The following is a 22,982-nucleotide window of genomic DNA, read 5'->3' as shown; positions in this document are numbered from 1 at the left end:
GCTCATCGTGCCTGCGTCCCCGAAACGGATCAGGGAAAACTCAGCTCAGCTTATTGCACCGGGCAGCTGTTGTTGGAGCGGTAATCCACCACCTTGATCTTGCCGCCGATGATGTCGGCCTTGGCGGCGTTGATCTTCTTCTCCATCGCCGGAGTGATCACTTTGCGGTTGTTGGCGTCCAGCGCCCAATCCACGCCGGCCTCTTTCAAGCCCAGAATCTTCACTTCCGGCTTCCAGGAACCGTTCTTGGCGTCCTTGAAGGTGTTGAACACCGCCACGTCCACGCGCTTGACCATGGAGGTCAGCACCGAGCCCGGGTACAGGTGGTTCTGGTTACTGTCCACGCCGATGGAGTACTTGCCGGCGGCCTTGGCGGCTTGCAGCACGCCCAGGCCGGTGCCGCCGGCGGCGGCGAACACCACGTCCACGCCGCGGTCGAACTGGCTCTTGGCCAGCTCAGTGCCGCGCGCCGGGTCGTTGAAGGCCTGCGGGGTGGTGCCGGTCATGTTCTGGATCACGCTGGCGTTCTTATTGGTGAACTTGACGCCCTGCACATAGCCACAGCCGAAGGCGCGGATCAGCGGCACGTCCATGCCGCCGACAAAGCCCACCTTGCCGCTCTTGGAAGCCATCGCCGCGGCCACGCCGGTCAGGAAGGCGCCTTCCTGTTCCTTGAACACGATGCTTTGAACGTTGGAACCTTTTGCCACCGCGTCGATCAGAGTGAACTTGACCTTGGGGAATTCCTTGGCCACGGTCTCCACAGCCTGGGTGAAGGAGAAGCCGATCGCCACCACGATGTCGGCGTCGCGACGCGCCATATTGCGCAGCAGCTGCTCTTTCTGGGCTTCGGACGCGATCTGACCGTCGCGGTAATTGATCTTGAATTCCTTCTTGAAACGCTCGGCGCCGTTGTACGCGGACTCGTTGAAGCTCTTGTCAAACTTGCCGGCCATGTCGTAGACCACGGCGGGCGAGAACTCTTTGGCGAAAGCGGAGGTGGACAGCACCGCGGCCGCTACGGCAAAGCTCATTCGTTTCAGCTGGATTTTCATCTCTATGACTCTATGGAGTTTGTTGGTCAACCCGCACGCCGATCACCCCCTGTGGTTCCCGTGCCGTGCAGCGAAGCAAAGCGCCCGCCAACCCTTCGTCATGTAGCGTCGCAACTACACGCCAGGTTGCGCGGAAGCGGTCCTGCCGCCATCCCATGGCAAACGGGATCGCAATCGGCACAGACGCCGCCCTGTCATTCTTGTTTGAGCGCGGCGAATTGTAATGACGCACCCATGGCCTGTAAACAACTTCCTCTCTACTTTGAAATATCATGTCGCAACGAAAGCCGGCAAAACCCGGGACCGCGCGCAAAAACGCCGATGGCATGTAAAACCAATGTTGTTTTCGCGTAATGGAAGCGTAAGACATAAAACTACAGCACAGCGGCATCGCCCGCCTTTCAAAGCCGGCCGGCAGCGCCTACAATGCCGGCCTTCCCCACCCGTTTCCACCCGTCCCATGCTGCCCATTCTCTACCGCGACGACCGGCTGATCGCCATCCACAAGCCCTCTGGCCTGCTGGTGCACCGCACCGCGCTGGACCGCAATGAAACCCACTTCGCCGTGCAGCTGCTGCGCGACCAGATCGGCCAGCGGGTCTACCCGGTGCACCGGCTGGACAAGGGCACCTCCGGCGCGCTGCTGTTCGCGCTGGACAAGGACATGTGCCGGGAAATGAGCTGGCAGTTCGAACGCCAACAGGTGGACAAGCGCTATGTCGCCGTGGTCCGCGGCCACACCGACGACGCCGGCCATATCGACTACCCGCTGAGCCGGCGCCCGGACGACCTGGAATGGATAGGCGAAACCGTGGACACCGCGCCGCAGGCCGCCGTCACCGATTACCGCACGCTGGCGCGCGTCGAGCTGCCTATCGAAGTCGAGCGCTACCCCAGCAGCCGCTACAGCCTGCTGGAGCTGACCCCGCACACCGGCCGCCGCCACCAGCTGCGTCGCCATTTGAAGCACATCGCCCACCCCATCATCGGCGACGCCACTCACGGCAAGGGCCGCCACAATCGCATGTTCGCCGAACACTTCGGCAGCCGGCGCCTGCTGCTGGCCTGCGTCGCGATGCGGCTGAGCCACCCGGACAGCGGCCTGCCGCTGCTGCTGCAAGCGCCGCCGGCGGACGACTTCATGCAACTGGTCGAACAGCTGGGCTGGCGCGCCGCGCTGGAGGACGCGCTGCGCGGCCACGCCGAATCCGGTACAATTCGCGGCTGACGAACGCCATACCCCGCAGCCATGCTCAGTTACCGCCACGCCTTCCACGCCGGCAACCACGCCGACGTGCTCAAGCACCTGATCCAGATCGAACTCCTGAACTACCTGGGCCAGAAAGCCAAGCCCTACTGGTATATCGACACCCACGCCGGCGCCGGCGCCTACTCGCTGGTGGAAGGCTACGCCACCAAGAACGCCGAGTTCGAGTCCGGCATCGCCCGGCTGTGGCGACGCGACGACCTGCCGGAAGCCGTCGCCAACTACGTCGAGGTGGTGCGCACGCTGAACGCCGACGGCGAACTCAAGCTCTACCCCGGCTCGCCGTGGTGCGCGGCGGAAGTGATGCCGGCCAGCGACAAGCTGCGCCTGTTCGAGCTGCACCCCACCGACCACCAACTGCTGGCCGACACCTTCGCCGACGCCGGCCGCCGCGTGCAGATCCAGCAGGCCAACGGCTTCGAGGCGATCAAGGCGATTCTGCCGCCGCCGCCGCGCCGCGCGCTGGTGCTGATCGACCCGCCCTACGAGGACAAGCGCGACTACCAGCACGTGATCACCGCGCTGAAGGAAAGCCTGAAGCGCTTCGCCACCGGCGTCTACGCCGTCTGGTATCCCTGCCTGCAGCGCGCGGAAATGAAGGAACTGCCCAAGGAAATGAAGAAGCTGGGCGCCAAGAACTGGTTGCGCGCCGAACTGCACGTGCAAAAGCCGTCCAGCGACGGCTTCGGCATGCACGGCAGCGGCATGTTCATTCTCAACGCGCCGTGGACCCTGCCGCAGACGCTGCGCGAAGTGCTGCCCTACCTCGCCCAGCACCTGGCTCAAAACGCCGGCGCCAGCTATGTGCTGGAAACCGGCGGCGATCTTTAACACGCCCCAAGCCCACCTAGGCCCCTTCGATGGCAAAACTCTTTTTCCGCTACGCCGCGATGAACAGCGGCAAGAGCACCCAGTTGCTGCAAATCGCCAACAACTACGAATCCATGGGCAAGACCGTGGCGCTGTTCACCAGCGCGATGGACGACCGCTACGGCTTCGGCAAGATCACCTCGCGGCTCAATCTGCAGCGCGAGGCCCGCACCTTCTCGCCGGAAATGAACTTCCTGGCCGAGGACTTCGGCCAGACCGCCTGCATCCTGATCGACGAAGCCCAGTTCATGACGCCGGAGCAAGTGCATCAGCTGCATGAGCTGGCCCACACCCGCAACATTCCGGTGATCTGCTTCGGCCTGCGCACCGACTTCCGCGGCGAGCCCTTCGTCGGCTCCGGCATGCTGCTGGCGCTGGCCGACGAAATCGAAGAGATCAAGACCATTTGCGAATGTGGCAAAAAAGCCACCATGCACATCCGCATCGACGCCGACGGCCGCCGCGTCAAGGAAGGCCCGCAGGTGGAAATCGGCGGCAACGCCCGCTACCGCGCGGTTTGCGCCCGCTGCTTCTACCAGCTCTGACGCTCCGCCCCGCCCGCCGAAGCCCGCCCGCGCCAGCGGGCTTTTTTGCGTCCGCCGCCGCCGCGCGCAAAAAAAACTTGCCCTGGAGTTTGATAATGTACACAATCAAATCTGCTTGCATTACATAGGATTAGCCATGAGCCACGGAGGCAAACGCAGCGGCGCCGGCCGCAAGTCCAGCTACGGCGGCGACAAGACCGTCGCCATCCGCGTGCCGGAACCTCTGAAGCCGGTGCTGGAAGACTGGCTGCACGATTACCGCAGCTGGCGCACCGCCCACAACGCCCAGGCCGACGACGTGCGCACGCTGGCGCGCCACCTCAGCGAACTGTCGCTGCCGCTGTTCGCCAACAGCGTGCCGGCCGGCTCGCCGGTGGCGGCGGACGATCTCAAGGAAGACGACGTGGACCTCAACGCCCGGCTGGCGCCGCGCCCGGGCAGCACCTTCCTGGTCACGGTCAAGGGCGAATCCATGCTGGGCGCCGGCATCCACGACGGCGACCTGCTGGTGGTGGACCGCGCGGCGGAAGCGCGCAACGGCAAGGTCGTCGTGGCCGCGCTCAATGGCGAGCTGACGGTGAAGCGGCTGGAGAAGACCGCCGGCGGCATCCGCCTGCTGCCGGAAAACCCGGAATTCCAGCCGATTCCGGTGCCGGAAGACGCCGCCTTCCATATCTGGGGCGTCGTCACCAACGTCATCCACAAAGTGGACTGAACCTTCGGGAGAACACCATGGAACACACTCAAGCGCAATACGACAGCATCAAGATGAAGTTCATGGACTGGCGCCGGCTGCCGCGCGCCTTCCGCGCGGTGATCCAGGGCCAGCCGCAAGTACTGGTCAGCCGCCCTGGGCGCGACTTCTACGTGCCGGTGCAGTTTGTTTAAGCAAACGCTTCCCTAAACGACAACGGCCCGGGCGTCCATGCGCTCGGGCCGTGTTTCCGCCAATGATGGCCAGCGGCGCTAATTAGCCTCGCCCACATCCGGCCCGCGCATCGCGTCCGCCGGCATGTTCAGACGCTCCACCTGGGCGCGCGCCGAGGCGAAGGCCGGGCCGGCCAGTTCCGCCGCCCAATCCGCCGCCCTGCCGGCCATGCGCTCCAGCCGCCGCGCCAGATCCGGCTGCGCCGGCGGCCGCAGATTGGCCAGGATCAGATCAGTCTGCCGCGGATCGTTGCAGACCAGCACCATATCGCAACCGGCGGCCAAGGCCGCATCGGCGCGCTGCACGAAGCTGCCGGCGCCGGCCGCGCCCTCCATGTCCAGCGCGTCGGAGAAAATCACCCCGTCAAAACCCAGCCGGCCGCGCAACACCTGCTGCAGCCAGACCCGCGAGAAGCCGGCCGGCTGCGCGTCCACCGCCGGGTACAGCACATGCGCCGGCATCACCGAGCCCATGCCCGCCGCCGCCAGACGGCCGAAGGGGATTAAATCGTCCGCCTCCAGCTCGGCCAAGCTGCGGCCGTCCTCAGGCATCAGATGATGGCTGTCGCCCTCGACAAAGCCATGACCCGGGAAATGCTTGCCGCAGGTGGACATGCCGCCGCGCGCCAGGCCGCGCTGCAGCGCTTCGGCCAGATCGGCCACGATGGCCGGATCGCGGTGGAAGCTGCGGTTGCCGATCACCGCGCAACGCCCCCAGTCCAGGTCCAGCACCGGGGTGAAGGACAGGTCGACGCCGCAGGCGGACAGCTCGGCCGCCAGCACATAGCCTACGTTCTCCGCCTGCTCCAGCGCCGCCGCGCGGTCTTGCTCCCACATCTTGCCCAAGACCTGCATCGGCGGCAGACGGGTGAAGCCGTCGAGGAAACGCTGCACCCGGCCGCCCTCGTGGTCCACCGCGATCAGCAGATGCGGGCTGCGCAGCGCGCGGATTTCCGCGCTCAGCGCCTTCAGCTGCTCGATGTCCTGGAAATTGCGGCGGAACAGGATCACCCCGCCCACCAGCGGATGCGACAAGCGCCGCTTCTCTTCGTCCGTCAGCCGCAGGCCGGCCACGCCCGCCATCACCGGCCCGCGCGGCAAGGCCGCGCTCTGTTGAGTCTGCTGCATCGGTCTACTTTCTCTCTAGCCGGGCGCGGAGCGCTCCAGCACCACAAAAGCCAGCGCGTAACCGCGCTCGTCGCTGATGGACAGATGACGCGCGCCCACGCCGCGCTGGCTTAAAAATTGTTCCAATTCGGGGCTTAGCGCCAACAAGGGCTTGCCCCATTCGTCATGCTCGACCCAGATCGCCGTCAACAACACCGGCTCGCGCACGCCGGTGCCCAGCGCCTTGGCCAGCGCTTCCTTGACCGCGAAGCGCTTGGCCAGGAAGCGCGCCGGATCGGCGCTGTCGACGAAGGCCTGCCGCTCGGCCGGCGCCAGCATGCGCCGGCCCAGCTTGAAACCCCAGCGCTGGAACATCGCGCGCATGCGTTCGATTTCCACCAGATCGGTACCTATGCCGTAAATCATCGCCCACCCTCCCCGCGTCCGCGCAGCCACGCCGCGCGGGTCAGCCACAGCAGCAGGCAGGGCAGCCAGACGTAAAGCAGCTCCGAACTCACTACCCGGCCCCCCTTGGCCCCCAGCCAGCGGCCAGGCGTCAGCGGCGAGCCCTCTATCGGCCGCCAGTCGAACAAGAAACGCCCTGGGTGCCAGGGCATCGCCAGCGCCGGGCCATGGGTGGCGTCGGTCCACATGTCCAGCAGCGCGTGGGACGCCACCGCCAGGCTGAGCACCGCGAAGGCGCGCATGGGCCCCAGGCCCAGCCGCCGCCACCAGCGCCGCCCGAACACGGCCAGCAGGCCGCCGGCGACCAAGGCCAGCGTCAGCGAATGGGAAATGCCGCGATGCCCCCAGGGGCTGGCGTAGGGAATGCCCAGTTTGAAGGTGATCACGTCCAGGTCCGGCAACATCGCCGCCGCGCCGCACAGCAGCAGCCAGCCGGCCATGCCGGGCACGCTCAGCGGCCGCGGCGCGCACAGGCCGGCCAGCGTCGCGCCGGCCAGGGCGTGGGTGACGACGGTGGGCACCGCGTTTAGCCGCGCGCGGCCACCATCAGCGCCTTCATCTCCCTCACCGCCTCGGCGAAGCCGACGAACAGCGCCTGGGCGACGATGGCGTGGCCGATGTTCAGTTCGGCGATCTGCGGAATCGCGGCGATCGGCTGCACATTGTGGTAATTCAGGCCGTGGCCGGCGTTGACCACCATGCCCAGCTCGGCGGCGAAGGCGGCTGCGTCGCGGATGCGCGCCAGCTCGGCGTCGCGCGCCGCGGCGTCATGGGCGTCGGCGTAAGCGCCGGTGTGCAACTCCACCACGCGCGCGCCGGCGTCCCAGGCGCGCTGAATCTGCTCGCGGTCCGGGTCGATGAAGATGGAAACGCGGATGCCTGCGTCCCGCAAGCTGCAGGTGTAGCGGCTGACGTCGGCGAAGTGGCCGATGGCGTCCAGGCCGCCCTCGGTGGTGACTTCCTCGCGCTTTTCCGGCACCAGGCACACGTCTTCCGGCTTCACCGCCAGCGCATTGGCCAGCATTTCATCGGTCATCGCCATTTCCAGATTGACCCGGGTCTTGACCACCTGGCGCATCGCCACCACGTCGGCGTCCTGGATGTGGCGGCGATCCTCGCGCAGATGCAGAGTGATCAGGTCGGCGCCGGCGGTTTCCGCCACCAACGCGGCCTCCACCGGGCTGGGATAACGGGTGCCGCGCGCCTGACGCAAGGTGGCGACGTGATCGATGTTTACGCCCAACAGAATCATATTCACTCCCGATAGCTTGGCCTCAATCCGACAGGGAATTGACGGCCTGTAACAGTTCGCGCGAAGCCAGCGGCTCCTCGCCCAATAAAGCGGTCAACCATACTCGCATCAGCGCCCGCGCTTCAAGCCGGGTGGCCGCCGTCGCGTAGTCGTCGGCCTCTATCGCCAACAGGCTGGCGCCGCTGAGGCGCAGCCCGCGCTCCAGGCTCTGGCCGGCGTCGCGCTCCGGCGCGGCGTTGCCCTGGCACCAATAATCGGCGCCGGCGTCCACTTCCGCGCCGTCGCCGTCGCGCAGCAGACTGGGCGCGTAGCCCAGCACCTGGATCAGCCGCAGCTCGTAGCGGCGCAGCACCGCCGCCAGGCCGCCCTGGCGAGCCAGGCCGCGCACCGCGGCGTCGTAAACGGCGAAGGCGCGCGGCTCGGGGTCGTCGCGCGCGGTCAGCTTCATCATCAGCTCGTTCAGATAGAAGCCGCAGATCAGCGGCAGGCCGGACAACTGCGGCACGCCGCCGTCCCAGTCCGCGCTGTGCAGGGTGCGCAGCTCGCCCTTGCCGAACCAGGACAGGGTCAGCGGCTGGAAAGGCAGCAGCAGGCCGCGCAGATCGGCGCGCGGCCGGCGCGCGCCGCGCGCCACCACCGAGAAACGGCCGTGATCGCGGCTGAGCACCTCCACCAGCAAGCTGGTTTCCCGGTAGGGCTGCGCGTGCAGCACATAGGCCGGCTGGCGGTCCACCCTGCCCGGCTGACTCATCCGGCGCCCCCGGCCGCCGGCCGCGGGCAGACGGCTGCGGCGCTGACGTTGAAGGCGAACACCCGATACCAGGCTTCCGGCCCGTAGCGTTGGGCGATCAGGCGCTCGGCGCACTGACGCCAGGCGGCGATGGCCTCGACGCTGTCCCAGTAGGACACGGTCTCCCGCCCCGGCTCGCCGCGCTCCAGGCCGAGGAAGCCGGCCTGGCAGGCCGCCAGCCTGGCGATGCGCTCCAGCAGCTCGCGGCTGCCGGGCATCTCCTGCCCTTGCTGCAGAGAAAAAATCACCGTCCAACAGGACGGCGCCAAATGATAGTGCATGGGGGCTTCAGTCCAGGCCGAATTCCCGCAGGAAGCGGACGTCGTCGGCCCAGCCGGATTTGACCTTGACCCAGACCTGCAGGAAAACCTTGCCGTCGAACAGCTTTTCCATGTCCATCCGCGCCTCGGTGGAGATCTTCTTCAGTTTCTCGCCGCCGCGGCCGATGACGATGGGCTTCTGGTTTTCCTTGTCCACCAGCACGCCGATATGGATGCGGCGCAGCTCGCCGTCCATCTCGAACATTTCCACTTCCACGTTCATTTCATAGGGCAGCTCTTCGCCCAGGTAGCGGAACAGCTTCTCGCGCACGATCTCGGCGGCCAGGAAGCGTTCGCTCTTGTCGGTGACCATGTCTTCCGGATACAGCGGCATGGATTCCGGCAGATGCGGGCGCACCTGCTCCAGCAGCTCGCTCAGACGCTGGCCGTGCTTGGCGCTGACCACTTCGACGCCGGCGAAGGCGAATTCCGCCTGCACCTCGGCGATGAAGGCCTGCAGCGCGTCGCGGTCCTTGGCCTTGTCCAGCTTGTTCACCACCAGGATCACCGGGGTGCGCTTGGGCAGCAGCACCATCACTTCGCGGTCGGCGCCGGTGAAGCGCATCGCCTCCAGCACGAACAGCACGCAATCGACGTTGCCCAGCGAGTCCTTGACGCTCTTGTTCAGGGTTTCGTTGAGCGCGCCCTTGTGAAAGGTCTGGAAACCCGGGGTGTCGACGAAGACGAACTGGGCGTTGTTCTCGGTATGGATGCCGGTGACGCGGTGGCGCGTGGTCTGCGCCTTCTTCGAGGTGATGCTGATCTTCTGGCCGATCAGATGGTTCATCAACGTGGATTTGCCCACGTTGGGACGGCCGACGATGGCGACGAAGCCGCAGTGGTATTGGATGTCAGTCATATACGTTTCTTGCTCGCAGCGAGTTTTTGTTCCAGCAGGTCCAGCGCCGCTTCGGCGGCCTGCTGTTCGGCGGCGCGGCGGCTGCCGCCTTCGCCGGTGGAGCCTATCGCCAGCTCGCCCAGGTCGCACTCCACGCGGAACCATTGCTCATGGGCTTCGCCGCTTTGCGACAGTATCCGGTATTTGGGCAAGGCCAGCTTGCGCGCCTGCAGCGCTTCCTGCAAGCGGGTCTTGGCGTCCTTGGCCTGGCGGGAGGTGTCGATGGACGACACACGCTCGGCGTAAAGCCGGCGCACCACCTGCTCGGCGCGCAGAAAATCGGAGTCGAAGCTGACCGCGGCGAAAGTGGCTTCCAGCGCGTCGGCCAGAATCGACGGACGGTTGAAGCCGCCGCTTTTCAGCTCGCCCTCGCCCAGGTAGAGGTAATCGCCCAGCTTCAACTCATGGGCGATCTCGGCCAGGGTGTTCTGGTTGACCAGATTGGCGCGCAGCCGCGACAGCTCGCCCTCGGTCAGCTTGGGGAATTGATCGAACAACATGCGGGCGACGGTGTAATTGAGGATGCTGTCGCCGACGAATTCGAAACGCTCGTTGTTGCCGGCGCCGTAGCTGCGGTGCGTCAAGGCTTGACGCAGCAGTTCCGGCTTCTGAAATGCGTAATCCAGCGCCTGACTCAGGCGCCGGAATCTATTGTCGGTTGGTGTCACTTGGCTTATTGCGGGGGCTTGCCCGCTTGGGTATCGAATTTGAACAGCAGGCTGATATTGGAAAACAAGGGCACCTCGCGCTGGTAGGCGGCGCGGATGTACACGAAGTTGCCGCCGGCCACCACCACCAGGTTTTCGCCCTTGATCGAGGCGATGCCGGCCACGCCGGCCCGCTGGTCGAAATCCCGGCGAACGGAAGACTCGCCGACATTGCTCTGGACGGACAAGGCGGTGATCGCCTGGCGCACCTCGGCGTACTCCGAGTACACCGGCATCACCTTCATGCCCAGCACCAGGACCGCGCCCAGCACGATCATCACCAACAACACGGAAAACAGCGACAGACCCTTCTGACGGCTGAAATGCATAATGCGCTCCGAGCTTGCGATCTTGCGTTTATCAGTGAATGGTTTTGCCGATGCGCGACAGGTCGCCAAAGTTCATCCAGATCATGAAGGCCTTGCCCACCACCAGCTTGTCGTCGACGAAGCCCCAGTAGCGGCCGTCCAAGCTGTTGTCGCGGTTGTCGCCCAACATGAAGTAATGGCCGGCCGGCACCTTGCAGACGAAACCATTGTCATCATAGCGGCAGTTGTCGCGGAACGGGAAGTCCTGCACCTGGCTCAAGGTCACCGTAGCCGAACCTTCGTTGTTCAGCACCGAGTAAGTGCGCTGACCCATGGTTTCCTTGTAGCGCTTGGCGTTGACCATCATCAAGCCCTGCTCCAGGTATTCGTAGCTGCCGTCGTCGGCGTCCGGCAGCGGCTTGCCGTTGACGGTCAGGCGCTTGTCGCGGTACTCGACCACGTCGCCCGGCAGGCCGATGGCGCGCTTGATGTAGTTGACCTTGGGGTTGGGCGGGAAGTTGAACACCACCACGTCGCCGCGCTCCACCTTGTCCACCGGCGCGAACACGGTGTTCAGCACCGGCACGCGCAGGCCGTAGGTGAATTTGTTCACCAGGATGAAGTCGCCGACCACCAGGCCCGGACGCATCGAGCTGCTGGGGATCTGGAACGGCTCGGCGATGAAGGAGCGCAGCAGGAACACCACCAGGATCACCGGGAAGAAGCCGCGGGAATAATCGACGAAATGGCCGGCCTGGGTCTCGGCGACGCGGCGCTTGGCCAGCACCAGCTTGTCCGCCAGCCATACCGCGCCGGTGATCAGCACGAAGACCAGCATCACCGCGGTGAAGCTCATATAGTTGGACAGCAGGCCGAAGCCGCCGATCAGCACCGCCAGGTAGCCCCACTGCACCGCCTGCGGCCAATCCTTGGCGCCCTCCTGCTTCTTGCCGCCAAAAGCGATCAGCATGCCGCCGATCGCCACCGCCACGACAAACACCCAGAACAGATTTCCGCCCACTTATTTGTCCCCTACTTGAAGAATTGCCAGGAATGCTTCCTGCGGAATTTCCACATTGCCCACCTGCTTCATGCGCTTCTTGCCCGCCTTCTGCTTCTCCAGCAGCTTTTTCTTGCGGGTGATGTCGCCGCCGTAGCACTTGGCCAACACGTTCTTGCGCAAAGCCTTGACCGTCTCGCGCGCGATGATGTGGCCGCCGATGGCCGCCTGCACCGCGATGTCGAACATCTGACGCGGAATCAGCTCGCGCATCTTGGACACCAGTTCGCGGCCGCGGTAGATGCTGGAGGCGCGGTGCACGATCAGCGACAGCGCGTCGACCTTCTCGCCGTTGACCAGCACATCCAGCTTGACCAGATCTGCGCTCTGGAATTCCTTGAACTCGTAATCCAGCGAGGCGTAGCCGCGGCTGGTGGACTTCAGCTTGTCGAAGAAGTCCATCACCACTTCGTTCATCGGCAGATCGTAGGTCAGCATCACCTGACGGCCCATGTACTGCATATTGCGCTGCACGCCGCGCTTCTGATTGCACAGCGTCATCACCGCGCCGACATAGTCTTGCGGCACCAGGATGGTGGAGGTGATGATGGGTTCGCGCAACTCGTCGTACTTGCCGGCTTCCGGCATCCGCGACGGGTTGGACACCACTTCCACCGTGCCGTCCTTCATCACCACCTCGTAGTTCACCGTGGGCGCGGTGGTGATCAGGTCCATGTCGAACTCGCGCTCCAGGCGCTCCTGCACGATCTCCAGATGCAAGAGGCCGAGGAAGCCGCAGCGGAAGCCGAAGCCCAGCGCCTGGGACACTTCCGGCTCGTACTTCAGCGAAGCGTCGTTCAGCTGCAGTTTTTCCAGCGCGTCACGCAGCGACTCGTAATCATGGCTTTCCACCGGGTACAGGCCGGCGAATACCTGGGACTGCACATCCTTGAAGCCCGGCAGCGCCTCGGTGGCGGGCTTGGACACCAGGGTGATGGTGTCGCCAACCTTGGCCGATTTCAATTCCTTGATGCCGGCGATGACGAAGCCCACCTCGCCCGCGTTCAGACTCGGACGCTGGACGGATTTGGGCGTGAACACGCCCACCTGCTCGCACAGATGCTCGGCGCCGGTGGCCATGAACTTGATCTTGTCCTTGGGTTTCAGCGAACCGTCGATCACGCGCACCAGCATCACCACGCCGACGTAGTTGTCGAACCAGGAGTCTACGATCAAAGCCTTCAGAGGGCCGTCCGCATCGCCCTTCGGCGGCGGAATCTTGTTGACCACTTCTTCCAGGATGTCTTCGATGCCGATGCCGGACTTGGCCGAAGCGCGCACCGCCTCAACGGCCTCGATGCCGATGATGTCTTCGATTTCCTGGCTGACGCGTTCCGGCTCGGCGGCCGGCAGGTCGATCTTGTTCAGCACCGGCACCACTTCCACGCCCAGCTCGATGGCGGTGTAGCAGTTGGCCACGGTCTGCGCTTCCACGCCTTGCGAGGCGTCCACCACCAGCAGCGCGCCTTCGCAGGCGGACAGCGAGCGCGACACTTCATAGGAGAAGTCCACGTGCCCCGGGGTATCGATCAGGTTCAGGTGATAGATCTGGCCGTCGCGCGCCTTGTAGCTCAGGGCCGCGGTCTGCGCCTTGATGGTGATGCCGCGCTCTTTCTCGATGTCCATCGAGTCCAGCACCTGGGCGCTCATTTCGCGCATTTCCAGGCCGCCACAGAATTGGATGAAGCGGTCGGCCAGGGTCGATTTGCCATGGTCGATATGGGCAATGATCGAGAAATTTCGAATGTTTTTCATGATATCCAGCAAAAGATAAGGGCACGCTAGCGTGCCCGGAACTGCTGACGGAAGCCGCGGGCCTGATGAAAGCGGCTCATCATCAGGATTGCGACCTCTCAGGCTGTTGACAGCCCATCCAGCAAGCGGGGGCACCCAGGCGCCCCCGACATAAACTCACACTGGCGCGGATTTTAGCCGATTTCGCCCAAATGTGCAGCCAATGCGGCTTGATCCAGACGCCAATGGCAGATTTCGGTCTCATCCTCCATCAGAACCGGCACCAGCTCGTTGAAGCGGCGCTCCAGCTCCGGGTCGGCGTCGACGTCGACGACGTCCAACTCGAAGCCGTAGCGCTCGCGCCAGGGCTGCAGCTCGGCCAGCATCTGATGGCACAGGCTGCAGTACTCGCGGAAATACAGCGTCAGCTTCACTTGCCGTCGCCCACCGGCAGCGGGATGAACTGGGTGATCCCCTGGCGCAGCACTTGCAGCGCGATCGACGAGCCCTTCTTGGCCGCGGACAAGGCGGACTTCAGCTGCTCGACATTGGCCAGCGGCTCGCTGCCGATGCCGACGATCACGTCGCCCGGCTGAATGCCGGCGCGCATCGCCACATTATTGGCGCCGCGCACCAGCAGGCCGTACTTGATGCCGGCGCGCTGCAACTGGGCCGGGTTCAATACCTGCAGCCGCAGGCCGATCTGCGAAAAGCTCTGCTCGGACGGCCGCTCCTGCTGCGAGCCGCGGTATTCGCGCTGCGCCAAGCGCGGGTCCTGATCCTGCTGCTCCACCGGCACCACCTTGACCGAGATGGCCGCGCGGCCGCGCCACAGGCCCAAGGTCACCGGCTTGCCGGGCGGAATGCTGCCGATCAGCCGCTGCAGATCGGAGCCGGATTCCACCGGCTTGCCGTCCACCTGCTGGATGATGTCGCCGGGCTTGACGCCGGCCTTGGCCGCCGGACCGTTCGGCTCCACCGCGTTGATCAGCGCGCCGGCCGGCTTGGCCAGGCCGAAGGAGGCGGCCAGATCCTGGCTCAACTCCTGGATCACCACGCCGATCTTGCCGCGGCTGACATGGCCCTTGGCCTTCAGCTGAGCCACCACGTCCATCGCCACGTCGATGGGAATGGCGAAGGAAATGCCCATGAAACCGCCGGAACGGCTGAAGATCTGGGAATTGACGCCCACCACTTCGCCCCGGGCGTTGAACAGCGGTCCGCCGGAGTTGCCGGGATTGATCGCGGCGTCGGTCTGAATGAAGGGCACGAAGGTTTCATCCGGCAGCATGCGGTTCTTGCCGGAGACGATGCCGGACGTGGCGGTGTTCTCGAAGCCGAACGGCGAGCCGATGGCCAACACCCCTTCGCCCACTTTCAAGGCATTGGCGTCGCCGCGGCGCACCACCGGCAGCTTGTCGGCTTCGATCTTCAACAGCGCCACGTCCGTGCGGGCGTCGGAGCCTATCACCTTGGCCTTGTACTCGCGCTTGTCCGTCAGCTTGACGGTGATCTCGTCGGCGCGGGCCACCACGTGGGCGTTGGTCAATATATAGCCGTCGGCGGAAATAATGAAGCCGGAACCCAGCGACGATTCCTGCCGCTCCTGGGCGCGCGGCGGCGCGAAACGGCGGAAGAATTCAAAGAAGGGGTCGCCGCTCATGCCCTCGGGCAGATCATTGCTGACCTCGCGCACCGTGGACTTGGTGCTGATGTTGACGACGGCCTTGCCCTCGTTAGAGACGATCTGGCTGAAGTCCGGCAGTTCCGCGGCCATTGCAGCGGGCGCCGAGCCCGCCATAATAGAGGCCGCCAGCATGGCGGAAACAATCAGTTTTTTAACCGGCATGAGCGCTCCATCTTGATATGTTGTGGTTGAGACGCGCCGGCGGGAGCCGGCTGAGGGATTGCGGCGGCGAAGCGGCCGCGCGCCAGGCGCCCAGCCGCTTCGCCGCCAGGAAAAACGGACGAGCCGGCGACAAGGCGCCGGCTCGAACCCCGCCCGGCCCGCTTCGCGCAAGCTCGCCGCCGGAGGCCAAACCTCCGGATGGGCTTGCAGAAACGTCGGCGGGAATGGCCATCATGGCTTAAGGCTGACTTTCAACCCTTTCAACAGCCCCATCATCGCCGGCTCGGGCATGTCGCCCACCGCGGTCAGCTGGTAGCTGCCCTGCGGACCGGTGGCCATATTGATGGCGCCGTGCAGATTGCTGCTGCGCTCCAGACGCGCGCCTTCCGGCTGCGTCTCGACGAACAGCGACAGCATCACCAGGCCGTCCGAATACACCATGTGGCGCACCGACTTGCCCGCCTGGCCCGGCAGGCTGCGCTGCACCGAGCGCAGCAGATGGAAGCCGTTGGGCAGACCGGACACGTCGTTGTCCACCTGCGCGCCGGCCGGCGGCATCGTCGCGCCGCCCGAGCGCAGCAGGAATTTCTGCGCGAACTTGGGCCGATAGGCGCGCTTATCCTTGGGGCCGGTCAGGTCGATGTCGGTGAAGGTGAACTGCTCCACCGCCTCGCCCTTGGGCGACAGGGTCACCATTTTCAAAGGCAGCGAGGTCAGCGGCTCCACGCACATGCGCAGGCTGTAGCGCTGCCGGTCCTTGGGCCGCAGCTCCAGCAGATTGCAATCGCGCTGCGCCACCCGGTCGCTGCCGACGTGCTTGAGCGAATACGACTGATTGATCTCGCTCATGTCTTCCGGCAACAAGGCAGGAAACAGACGCATCGCGCTGATCTTGGCCGCGTTCAAGGCTTTTTTGTCCGGCGCGAAACAGGCTAGCTCATTGCCTTTGCGGACAATTTCGCGGGAAGGCCCGTCCAGGGACGTCCGCTTCTCCCGCATGGCGTCGCCTTGGCCTTCCCTGACGATGTGGAAGGTTTCCAGCGTGCCGTTCATCTGGTGCAGATAGGTGCCGTTCAGCGCCTGCTGGCGTCCGGCAGCCGCCACGTTTCGCAGCAGCTGCCAGTCATCCTCTGCATGGGCGGCAGGCGCCGCCGCCACAACCATCAAGCTGATCAGAGGAATTACACGCATTTAACGGCGAGCTCCGTTTCCGTAGGATACTTTCATATTGCCTTGTTCGGAGGTCACTTCCTGATGGGCCAGCAGATAGGGGTCGTCGCGCTCGGGCTGGCTGGCTTGCGCCGGCTGAGCCACCTGCACTGGCACGCCCTTGTCCGCCACCAGCGAGGCCGGCTCGCCGCGATGCGCAAGCTGTTGCCAGCCCACCACCGCCGCGAAGCTGACGCTGGCGGCCAGCGCCACCGCGCCGGCGGTGCGGGCGCGAGCCGGACGCAGCCAGCGCCGCGGCGCAAGCACCGTGGGCTCGTCCGCCAGCCGGCTGGCGACCTGCTCTCGCACATTGAGCGCAACCATGCGGTTGGCGCGCATCGCGTCGCCAATCAAGTGATACTCGCCCCAGGCGGCATCCAGTTGCTTGTCAGATGAAATGGAAGCGATGGCTCTGGCTATGTCAGAGTCGTCCAGTTCGCCATCCATCATCGCGGATATCGTTTCTTTCATACCTACCACCTTCTGTTCTTGGCCGTATCCAGCAAAGGCCTGAGCTCGGCAGCAATCGCCTCGCGCGCCCGGAAAATCCTTGAGCGCACGGTGCCTATCGGGCAATCCATCACCTTGGCGATTTCATCGTAGGATAGACCGTCCATTTCCCTGAGCGAAATTGCGGTTCTTAGTTCCTCCGGCAAAGCCTCCACGGCGGCATTGACCGTTGCCAGAATCTCCTTGTTCATCAGCTCGGTTTCGGGCGTGTTCAGGTCGGGAAGCTGCGACGCCATGTCGAAGCTCTCGCCGTCCTCGTCCTCTATCTCGCTGTTGACCACCGGACGACGTCCGGAGGCGCTAAGGAAATTCTTGGCAGTATTGATGCCGATTCTGTACAGCCATGTGTAAAACGCACTCTCGCCACGAAACGACGGCAAGGCACGATACGCTTTGACAAACGCCTCTTGCGTCACATCCTCGATGTCAGCGCCGTCGCGGATGAACCGCGACAACAACCTGGCGAGACGTCGCTGATACTTGGCAACAAGCAGATCGAAAGCTCTTTTTTCACCTCGCTGGGCACGCTCCACCAACTGTTGATCGAGATCCCGATCACTCATGTCGTTGTTATGCTCCCTGATTTGCCCACTGGTCGTGTTTGTGGTCGTTTATTGTGGACTGTGACTAGACCACCGCGCTTGCGATGAGTTCCCCCACGCGATTCAGCAGCGAAACATAACAGACCTCGAACAAAACTTGAACATTTGTTTTAACCGTATTGCCAGCGCGCAAACCAGCCCTTACACTCCTACCAAGCACTTGCTTGAATGACATAGAGATAACAGTCAAAGCCGAATAGTTCCCGGAACCGCTTGCGCGATTCCGGCGGCCGCCCTCCCCGGCCATGGCTTTGCCGCGTCTCAGCAATAAAGGAATCCAACGCGATGAGCACTCCCGGCCAACGCTTCCGCCAAGCGGTTGCAAACGAACATCCCCTGCAAGTGGTGGGCGCGGTCAACGCCTACGCCGCCCGGCTGGCCGAGCACTCCGGCTTCAAGGCGCTGTATTTGTCCGGCGGCGGCGTGGCCGCCTGCTCCTGTGGCATTCCGGACCTGGGCATCACCACGCTGGAAGACGTGTTGATCGACGTGCGCCGCATCACCGACGTCACCGAGCTGCCGCTCTTGGTGGACATCGACACCGGCTGGGGCGGCGCCTTCAACATCGCCCGCGCGGTGCGCAGCCTGGAAAAGGCTGGTGCCGCCGCGGTCCACATCGAAGACCAGGTGCAGCAGAAGCGCTGCGGCCACCGCCCCAACAAGGCCATCGTCAGCCAGGAGGAGATGGTGGACCGCGTCAAGGCGGCGGTGGACGCGCGCCGCGACGACGGCTTCGTGATCATGGCGCGCACCGACGCGCTGGCGGTCGAGGGGCTGGACGCCGCCATCGAGCGCGCCGTCGCCTGCGTAGAAGCCGGCGCCGACATGATCTTTCCGGAAGCGATGACGGAGCTGGCGATGTACCGCCGCTTCGCCGAGGCGGTGAAGGTGCCGGTGCTGGCCAATATCACCGAATTCGGCGCCACGCCGCTGTTCAACACCCGCGAGCTGGGCGAACACGGCGTCGGCCTGGTGCTCTATCCCTTGTCCGCCTTCCGCGCGATGAGCCAGGCCGCTCTCGGCGTCTACGGCGCGATCCGCCGCGACGGCGGCCAGCAGGCGGTGCTGGACGCCATGCAGACGCGCGCCGAACTGTACGAGCATCTGGACTACCACGCCTACGAACAAAAACTGGACGCCTTGTTCCGCCAGGAGGGCGGCGGTGCCGAATAATCTGTTCGGCGACATCCCGGCGCAGCTGCCGGAAGAGTTGCTGCAGACCTTGTTCAGCGGCGAGAAAGGCTTCCGCGTCGAACGCATCGTGTCGCGCGGCCATTCTTCGCCGGACGGCTTCTGGTATGAACAGGATGAAGAAGAATGGGTGCTGCTGCTGTCCGGCGCGGCCGAACTGGAATGCCAGGACCCGCCGCAGCGCCTCAGGCTGAATCCGGGCGATTGCGTAGCCATCGCCGCGCACCGCCGCCACCGGGTGGCCTGGACCGCGCCGGAGCGGGACAGCGTCTGGCTGGCCGTTTTCTACGAAAAATAATCATTCCGCAGGTCTGCGATCAGGAGAAAACCATGAGCGAAACCGTTGTTGGCATCAAACCCAAGAAGTCCGTAGCCCTGTCCGGCGTCGCCGCCGGCAACACCGCGCTGTGCACCGTAGGCCGCAGCGGCAACGACCTGCACTACCGCGGCTACGACATCCTCGACCTCGCCGGCCGCTGCGAGTTCGAAGAAGTGGCCTATCTGCTGGTGCACGGCAAGCTGCCGAACAAGGCCGAGCTGGTCGGCTACAAGAAAAAGCTCAAGTCGCTGCGTGGCCTGCCGGCGGCGGTGAAGGCGGTGCTGGAGGCGCTGCCGGCCAGCGCCCACCCTATGGACGTTATGCGCAGCGGCGTGTCCGCGCTGGGCTGCGCCTTGCCGGAGAAGGACGACCACAATCAGGCCGGCGCGCGCGACATCGCCGACCGGCTGATGGCCAGCCTGGGTTCGATGCTGCTGTACTGGCACCATTTCAGCCACAACGGCAAGCGCATCGAGGTGGAAACCGACGACGACAGCATAGGCGGCCACTTCCTGCACCTGCTGCACGGCGAGAAGCCGTCGCAGGAATGGGTGCGCGCGATGCACACCTCGCTCAATCTGTACGCCGAGCATGAGTTCAACGCCTCCACCTTCACCGCCCGCGTCATCGCCGGCACCGGCTCGGACATGCACAGCGCCATCGCCGGCGCCATCGGCGCGCTGCGCGGCCCCAAGCACGGCGGCGCCAACGAAGTGGCCTTCGACATCCAGCAACGCTACGCAAGCCCGGCCGAAGCCGAAGCCGACATCCGCGAGCGCGTGGAACGCAAGGAAGTGGTGATCGGCTTCGGCCACCCGGTCTACACCATTTCCGACCCGCGCAACAAGGTGATCAAGGACGTGGCGCGCGAACTGTCCAAGTCCGCCGGCAACGGCAAAATGTTCGACATCGCCGAGCGGCTGGAAACCGTGATGTGGGACATCAAGAAGATGTTCCCCAATCTGGACTGGTTTTCCGCGGTCAGCTACCACATGATGGGCGTGCCCACCGCCATGTTCACCCCGCTGTTCGTGATCGCCCGCACCAGCGGCTGGAGCGCTCACGTGATAGAACAACGCCAGGACGGCAAGATCATCCGCCCCAGCGCCAACTACATCGGCCCGGAAGACCAGGTCTTCGTGCCGCTGGAACAGCGCTGACCGGACCGGGGGCCGCCGCGGCCCCCGCCCCTGATTTTCAAATTGGCCATGACATGATGAATTCCGCTTACCGCATTCCCCTGCCCGGCACCGGGCTCGACTACTTCGACGCCCGCGCCGCCATCGACGCCATCCGCCCCGGCGCCTGGGAGCAACTGCCCTACACCGGCCGCGTCCACGCCGAAAACCTGGTGCGCCGCTGCGAGCCGGCGCTGCTGGGCGAATGCCTGGAGCAGATCGCCCATCGCAAGCGCGAGCGCGACTTCCCCTGGTTCCCGGCGCGCGTGGTCTGCCACGACATCCTGGGCCAGACCGCGCTGGTGGACCTGGCCGGCCTGCGCGACGCCATCGCCGACCAGGGCGGCGACCCAGCCCAAGTCAACCCGGTGGTGCCGGTGCAGCTGATCGTCGACCACTCGCTGGCGGTGGAGTGCGGCGGCTTTGACCCGCAGGCTTTCGAAAAGAACCGCGCGATCGAGGACCGGCGCAACGAGGACCGCTTCCATTTCATCGAATGGACCAAACGCGCCTTCGACAACGTCGACGTGATCCCGGCCGGCAACGGCATCATGCATCAGATCAATCTGGAAAAGATGTCGCCGGTGATCCACGCCGAGCACGGCGTCGCCTACCCGGACACCTGCGTCGGCACCGACAGCCACACCCCGCATGTGGACGCGCTGGGCGTGATCGCCGTCGGCGTCGGCGGCCTGGAGGCGGAAAACGTGATGCTGGGCCGCGCATCGTGGATGCGGCTGCCGGACATCGTCGGCGTGGAGCTGTCCGGCCAGCCCGGCCCCGGCATCACCGCCACCGACGTGGTGCTGGCGCTGACCGAATTCCTGCGCCAGCAGAAGGTGGTCGGCGCGTATCTGGAATTCTACGGCGCGGGCGCGGCGGCGCTGACCCTGGGCGACCGCGCCACCATCTCCAATATGGCGCCGGAGTATGGCGCCACCGCGGCGCTGTTCTTCATCGACGAACAGACCATCGCCTACCTGAAGCTGACCGGCCGCAGCGACGAGCAGGTCCGGCTGGTGGAGACCTACGCCAAGACCGCCGGCCTGTGGGCCGACACGCTGCAAAACGCCGTCTACGAGCGGGTGCTGCGTTTCGACCTGTCCAGCGTGTGCCGCAACCTGGCCGGCCCGTCCAATCCGCACAAGCGGCTGCCGGTGTCGGCGCTGGCCGAACGCGGCATCGCCGTGAACCTGGCGCAGGCGCGCGCAGAGGAGGCCCAGGGCCTGATGCCGGACGGCGCGGTGATCATCGCCGCCATCACCAGCTGCACCAACACCTCCAACCCGCGCAATGTGATAGCCGCCGGCCTGCTGGCGCGCAACGCCAACCGGCTGGGTCTGGTTCGCAAGCCGTGGGTGAAGTCCTCGCTGGCGCCGGGCTCCAAGGCGGTCGAGCTTTATCTGAAGGAAGCCGGCCTGCTGTCCGAGCTGGAGCAACTGGGCTTCGGCATCGTCGCCTTCGCCTGCACCACCTGCAACGGCATGTCCGGCGCGCTGGAACCCAAGATCCAGCAGGAGATCGTGGAGCGCGACCTGTACGCGACGGCGGTGCTGTCCGGCAACCGCAACTTCGACGGCCGCATCCACCCCTACGCCAAGCAGGCCTTCCTGGCCTCGCCGCCGCTGGTGATCGCCTACGCCATCGCCGGCACCATGCGCTTCGACATCGAAAAAGACGTGCTCGGCGTCGCCGACGGCAAGGAGATCCGGCTCAAGGACATCTGGCCGGACGACGCGGAGATCGACGCGGTGCTGCGCCGGGCGGTCAAGCCCGAACACTTCCGCCAGGTCTACGAGCCGATGTTCGCCGTCCGGCAAGACGCCGCCGCCAAGGCCAGCCCGCTGTACGCCTGGCGGCCGCAATCCACCTATATCCGCCGCCCGCCGTATTGGGAAGGCGCGCTGGCCGGCGAGCGCACCCTGCGCGGCATGCGCCCGCTGGCCCTGCTGCCGGACAACATCACCACCGACCACTTGTCGCCGTCCAACGCCATCCTGCTGGACTCGGCGGCCGGCGAATACCTGGCGAAGATGGGCCTGCCGGAAGAAGACTTCAACTCCTACGCCACCCACCGCGGCGACCACCTGACCGCGCAGCGCGCCACCTTCGCCAATCCCAAGCTGTTCAATGAAATGGTGTTGAACGCGGACGGCTCGGTGCGCCAGGGCTCGCTGGCGCGCGTGGAGCCGGAAGGCAAGACGATGCGGATGTGGGAGGCGATCGAAACCTATATGCAGCGCAAGCAGCCGCTGATCATCGTCGCCGGCGCCGACTACGGCCAGGGCAGTTCGCGCGACTGGGCGGCCAAGGGCGTGCGCCTGGCCGGCGTCGAGGCCATCGTCGCCGAAGGCTTCGAGCGCATCCACCGCACCAATCTGATCGGCATGGGGGTGCTGCCGCTGGAGTTCCAGCCCGGCGTCAACCGCAAAACGCTGGCGCTGGACGGCAGCGAGACCTACGACGTGACAGGCCTGCGCCAGCCGCGCGCCGAGCTGACGCTGCTGATCCACCGCAAGAACGGCGACACCGCGCAAGTGCCGGTGACCTGTAGGCTGGACACCGCGGAAGAAGTGTCGATCTACGAGGCCGGCGGCGTGTTGCAGCGCTTCGCGCAGGACTTTTTGGAGGGGGCGAGAGGCTGACCCCTCTCCCCCGGCCCCTCTCCCGCAAGGGGAGAGGGGTGACTATTAAATTTTGTTTTATTCCTGACATTGGCTGGCAATCTCATTACTTGAGTTTGCCAATAAGGAAACTCAAGGTAGGCAGGCCAAGCGTCAACGACTCAGCAAGCCCCTCTCCCCCCGCGGGAGAGGGGT

The 22,982-nt window shown here is 65.0% G+C and carries 26 protein-coding genes; 9 read left to right on the top strand and 17 right to left on the bottom strand.

Features of this window, described 5'->3' with window-relative positions; translation table 11 throughout:
* Positions 1–50: 50 nt before the first annotated feature.
* Positions 51–1,034, bottom strand: a complete 984-nt coding sequence (locus JW897_RS19065) for a BMP family lipoprotein (protein ID WP_162835137.1) — start codon at positions 1,032–1,034, stop codon at positions 51–53.
* Positions 1,035–1,515: 481 nt separating this feature from the next.
* Between JW897_RS19065 and JW897_RS19060 the strand changes: the two genes are divergently transcribed.
* From JW897_RS19060 to JW897_RS19040, 5 genes are all read left to right on the top strand, one after another.
* The gene (locus JW897_RS19060; RefSeq protein WP_205467287.1) at positions 1,516–2,283 is read left to right on the top strand and encodes a tRNA pseudouridine(65) synthase TruC; all 768 of its coding nucleotides are present in this window, start codon (positions 1,516–1,518) and stop codon (positions 2,281–2,283) included.
* Positions 2,284–2,304: 21 nt separating this feature from the next.
* Positions 2,305–3,153 (top strand): 23S rRNA (adenine(2030)-N(6))-methyltransferase RlmJ, encoded by an 849-nt coding sequence (locus JW897_RS19055; protein WP_205467286.1) that lies wholly within the window; start codon positions 2,305–2,307, stop codon positions 3,151–3,153.
* A gap of 29 nt (positions 3,154–3,182) precedes the next feature.
* Positions 3,183–3,737 (top strand): thymidine kinase, encoded by a 555-nt coding sequence (locus JW897_RS19050; protein ID WP_048412114.1) that lies wholly within the window; start codon positions 3,183–3,185, stop codon positions 3,735–3,737.
* Positions 3,738–3,873: 136 nt separating this feature from the next.
* Positions 3,874–4,452, top strand: coding sequence for a LexA family protein (locus JW897_RS19045; RefSeq protein WP_048412115.1), 579 nt, complete (start codon positions 3,874–3,876; stop codon positions 4,450–4,452).
* Between the two features lie 17 nt (positions 4,453–4,469).
* On the top strand, positions 4,470–4,625 hold the full coding sequence (locus JW897_RS19040; protein ID WP_167604380.1) for a hypothetical protein: 156 nt from the start codon (positions 4,470–4,472) through the stop codon (positions 4,623–4,625).
* A 78-nt stretch (positions 4,626–4,703) separates the two neighbouring features.
* Here JW897_RS19040 and nagZ read toward each other — a convergent pair whose 3' ends face one another.
* The 16 genes from nagZ to rpoE form a co-directional block, all read right to left on the bottom strand.
* On the bottom strand, positions 4,704–5,792 hold the full coding sequence (gene nagZ / locus JW897_RS19035) for a beta-N-acetylhexosaminidase (protein WP_205467285.1): 1,089 nt from the start codon (positions 5,790–5,792) through the stop codon (positions 4,704–4,706).
* A 15-nt stretch (positions 5,793–5,807) separates the two neighbouring features.
* The gene (gene acpS, locus JW897_RS19030) at positions 5,808–6,197 is read right to left on the bottom strand and encodes a holo-ACP synthase (RefSeq protein ID WP_205467284.1); all 390 of its coding nucleotides are present in this window, start codon (positions 6,195–6,197) and stop codon (positions 5,808–5,810) included.
* Positions 6,194–6,757 carry a metal-dependent hydrolase gene (locus tag JW897_RS19025; RefSeq protein ID WP_205467283.1) on the bottom strand — a complete coding sequence of 188 codons (564 nt, stop codon included), beginning with the start codon at positions 6,755–6,757 and terminating at the stop codon, positions 6,194–6,196. The genes acpS and JW897_RS19025 overlap by 4 nt, the downstream gene beginning before the upstream one ends.
* 5 nt (positions 6,758–6,762) lie before the next feature.
* On the bottom strand, positions 6,763–7,485 hold the full coding sequence (gene pdxJ, locus JW897_RS19020) for a pyridoxine 5'-phosphate synthase (RefSeq protein ID WP_197082922.1): 723 nt from the start codon (positions 7,483–7,485) through the stop codon (positions 6,763–6,765).
* A 25-nt stretch (positions 7,486–7,510) separates the two neighbouring features.
* On the bottom strand, positions 7,511–8,239 hold the full coding sequence (recO, locus tag JW897_RS19015; RefSeq protein ID WP_048412119.1) for a DNA repair protein RecO: 729 nt from the start codon (positions 8,237–8,239) through the stop codon (positions 7,511–7,513).
* Positions 8,236–8,559, bottom strand: a complete 324-nt coding sequence (locus JW897_RS19010; protein WP_048412120.1) for an antibiotic biosynthesis monooxygenase family protein — start codon at positions 8,557–8,559, stop codon at positions 8,236–8,238. Before JW897_RS19010 ends, recO begins: the two co-directional genes overlap by 4 nt.
* Before the next feature lie 7 nt (positions 8,560–8,566).
* Positions 8,567–9,457 (bottom strand): GTPase Era, encoded by an 891-nt coding sequence (gene era, locus JW897_RS19005; protein ID WP_205467282.1) that lies wholly within the window; start codon positions 9,455–9,457, stop codon positions 8,567–8,569.
* Positions 9,454–10,164, bottom strand: a complete 711-nt coding sequence (gene rnc, locus JW897_RS19000) for a ribonuclease III (protein WP_048412122.1) — start codon at positions 10,162–10,164, stop codon at positions 9,454–9,456. The genes era and rnc overlap by 4 nt, the downstream gene beginning before the upstream one ends.
* A 5-nt stretch (positions 10,165–10,169) precedes the next feature.
* Positions 10,170–10,532 (bottom strand): DUF4845 domain-containing protein, encoded by a 363-nt coding sequence (locus tag JW897_RS18995; protein WP_048412123.1) that lies wholly within the window; start codon positions 10,530–10,532, stop codon positions 10,170–10,172.
* 31 nt (positions 10,533–10,563) lie between these two features.
* On the bottom strand, positions 10,564–11,532 hold the full coding sequence (gene lepB / locus JW897_RS18990; RefSeq protein ID WP_205467281.1) for a signal peptidase I: 969 nt from the start codon (positions 11,530–11,532) through the stop codon (positions 10,564–10,566).
* The gene (lepA, locus tag JW897_RS18985) at positions 11,533–13,326 is read right to left on the bottom strand and encodes a translation elongation factor 4 (protein WP_205467280.1); all 1,794 of its coding nucleotides are present in this window, start codon (positions 13,324–13,326) and stop codon (positions 11,533–11,535) included.
* 173 nt (positions 13,327–13,499) lie between these two features.
* Positions 13,500–13,739, bottom strand: coding sequence for a glutaredoxin family protein (locus tag JW897_RS18980; protein ID WP_043641595.1), 240 nt, complete (start codon positions 13,737–13,739; stop codon positions 13,500–13,502).
* Positions 13,736–15,154, bottom strand: a complete 1,419-nt coding sequence (locus tag JW897_RS18975; protein ID WP_048412125.1) for a DegQ family serine endoprotease — start codon at positions 15,152–15,154, stop codon at positions 13,736–13,738. Before JW897_RS18975 ends, JW897_RS18980 begins: the two co-directional genes overlap by 4 nt.
* Before the next feature lie 231 nt (positions 15,155–15,385).
* Entirely contained in the window at positions 15,386–16,345 is a 960-nt protein-coding gene (locus JW897_RS18970; protein WP_205467279.1) for a MucB/RseB C-terminal domain-containing protein, read from the bottom strand.
* Positions 16,346–16,834 (bottom strand): sigma-E factor negative regulatory protein, encoded by a 489-nt coding sequence (locus JW897_RS18965; protein WP_048412127.1) that lies wholly within the window; start codon positions 16,832–16,834, stop codon positions 16,346–16,348.
* 2 nt (positions 16,835–16,836) lie between these two features.
* The gene (rpoE, locus tag JW897_RS18960; RefSeq protein ID WP_043641588.1) at positions 16,837–17,436 is read right to left on the bottom strand and encodes an RNA polymerase sigma factor RpoE; all 600 of its coding nucleotides are present in this window, start codon (positions 17,434–17,436) and stop codon (positions 16,837–16,839) included.
* A 324-nt stretch (positions 17,437–17,760) separates the two neighbouring features.
* Between rpoE and prpB the strand changes: the two genes are divergently transcribed.
* Genes prpB through acnD form a run of 4 tightly spaced genes read left to right on the top strand, consistent with a single transcriptional unit; the run spans position 17,761 to position 22,808 of the window.
* Positions 17,761–18,648 (top strand): methylisocitrate lyase, encoded by an 888-nt coding sequence (prpB, locus tag JW897_RS18955; RefSeq protein ID WP_205467278.1) that lies wholly within the window; start codon positions 17,761–17,763, stop codon positions 18,646–18,648.
* Positions 18,638–18,964, top strand: a complete 327-nt coding sequence (locus JW897_RS18950) for a cupin domain-containing protein (protein ID WP_205467277.1) — start codon at positions 18,638–18,640, stop codon at positions 18,962–18,964. Before prpB ends, JW897_RS18950 begins: the two co-directional genes overlap by 11 nt.
* 32 nt (positions 18,965–18,996) lie before the next feature.
* Positions 18,997–20,145, top strand: a complete 1,149-nt coding sequence (prpC, locus tag JW897_RS18945; RefSeq protein ID WP_205467276.1) for a bifunctional 2-methylcitrate synthase/citrate synthase — start codon at positions 18,997–18,999, stop codon at positions 20,143–20,145.
* 56 nt (positions 20,146–20,201) lie between these two features.
* Entirely contained in the window at positions 20,202–22,808 is a 2,607-nt protein-coding gene (gene acnD, locus JW897_RS18940; RefSeq protein ID WP_205467300.1) for a Fe/S-dependent 2-methylisocitrate dehydratase AcnD, read from the top strand.
* The last annotated feature ends 174 nt before the right edge of the window (positions 22,809–22,982 follow it).

The organism is Chromobacterium alkanivorans (assembly GCF_016937655.1).
GTDB classification, from domain to species: domain Bacteria; phylum Pseudomonadota; class Gammaproteobacteria; order Burkholderiales; family Chromobacteriaceae; genus Chromobacterium; species Chromobacterium alkanivorans.
This window is presented reverse-complemented; position numbering and strand designations above follow the sequence as displayed.

What these genes read in the sequence shown, in the direction of transcription:
- JW897_RS19065 (WP_162835137.1), bottom strand. Translation starts at nt 1,034, where the DNA reads ATGAGCTTTGCCGTAGCGGCCGCGGTGCTGTCCACCTCCGCTTTCGCC.
- JW897_RS19060 (WP_205467287.1), top strand. Translation starts at nt 1,516, where the DNA reads ATGCTGCCCATTCTCTACCGCGACGACCGGCTGATCGCCATCCACAAG.
- JW897_RS19055 (WP_205467286.1), top strand. Translation starts at nt 2,305, where the DNA reads ATGCTCAGTTACCGCCACGCCTTCCACGCCGGCAACCACGCCGACGTG.
- JW897_RS19050 (WP_048412114.1), top strand. Translation starts at nt 3,183, where the DNA reads ATGGCAAAACTCTTTTTCCGCTACGCCGCGATGAACAGCGGCAAGAGC.
- JW897_RS19045 (WP_048412115.1), top strand. Translation starts at nt 3,874, where the DNA reads ATGAGCCACGGAGGCAAACGCAGCGGCGCCGGCCGCAAGTCCAGCTAC.
- JW897_RS19040 (WP_167604380.1), top strand. Translation starts at nt 4,470, where the DNA reads ATGGAACACACTCAAGCGCAATACGACAGCATCAAGATGAAGTTCATG.
- nagZ (WP_205467285.1), bottom strand. Translation starts at nt 5,792, where the DNA reads ATGCAGCAGACTCAACAGAGCGCGGCCTTGCCGCGCGGGCCGGTGATG.
- acpS (WP_205467284.1), bottom strand. Translation starts at nt 6,197, where the DNA reads ATGATTTACGGCATAGGTACCGATCTGGTGGAAATCGAACGCATGCGC.
- recO (WP_048412119.1), bottom strand. Translation starts at nt 8,239, where the DNA reads ATGAGTCAGCCGGGCAGGGTGGACCGCCAGCCGGCCTATGTGCTGCAC.
- JW897_RS19010 (WP_048412120.1), bottom strand. Translation starts at nt 8,559, where the DNA reads ATGCACTATCATTTGGCGCCGTCCTGTTGGACGGTGATTTTTTCTCTG.
- era (WP_205467282.1), bottom strand. Translation starts at nt 9,457, where the DNA reads ATGACTGACATCCAATACCACTGCGGCTTCGTCGCCATCGTCGGCCGT.
- JW897_RS18995 (WP_048412123.1), bottom strand. Translation starts at nt 10,532, where the DNA reads ATGCATTTCAGCCGTCAGAAGGGTCTGTCGCTGTTTTCCGTGTTGTTG.
- lepA (WP_205467280.1), bottom strand. Translation starts at nt 13,326, where the DNA reads ATGAAAAACATTCGAAATTTCTCGATCATTGCCCATATCGACCATGGC.
- JW897_RS18975 (WP_048412125.1), bottom strand. Translation starts at nt 15,154, where the DNA reads ATGCCGGTTAAAAAACTGATTGTTTCCGCCATGCTGGCGGCCTCTATT.
- JW897_RS18970 (WP_205467279.1), bottom strand. Translation starts at nt 16,345, where the DNA reads ATGCGTGTAATTCCTCTGATCAGCTTGATGGTTGTGGCGGCGGCGCCT.
- JW897_RS18965 (WP_048412127.1), bottom strand. Translation starts at nt 16,834, where the DNA reads ATGAAAGAAACGATATCCGCGATGATGGATGGCGAACTGGACGACTCT.
- rpoE (WP_043641588.1), bottom strand. Translation starts at nt 17,436, where the DNA reads ATGAGTGATCGGGATCTCGATCAACAGTTGGTGGAGCGTGCCCAGCGA.
- prpB (WP_205467278.1), top strand. Translation starts at nt 17,761, where the DNA reads ATGAGCACTCCCGGCCAACGCTTCCGCCAAGCGGTTGCAAACGAACAT.
- prpC (WP_205467276.1), top strand. Translation starts at nt 18,997, where the DNA reads ATGAGCGAAACCGTTGTTGGCATCAAACCCAAGAAGTCCGTAGCCCTG.
- acnD (WP_205467300.1), top strand. Translation starts at nt 20,202, where the DNA reads ATGAATTCCGCTTACCGCATTCCCCTGCCCGGCACCGGGCTCGACTAC.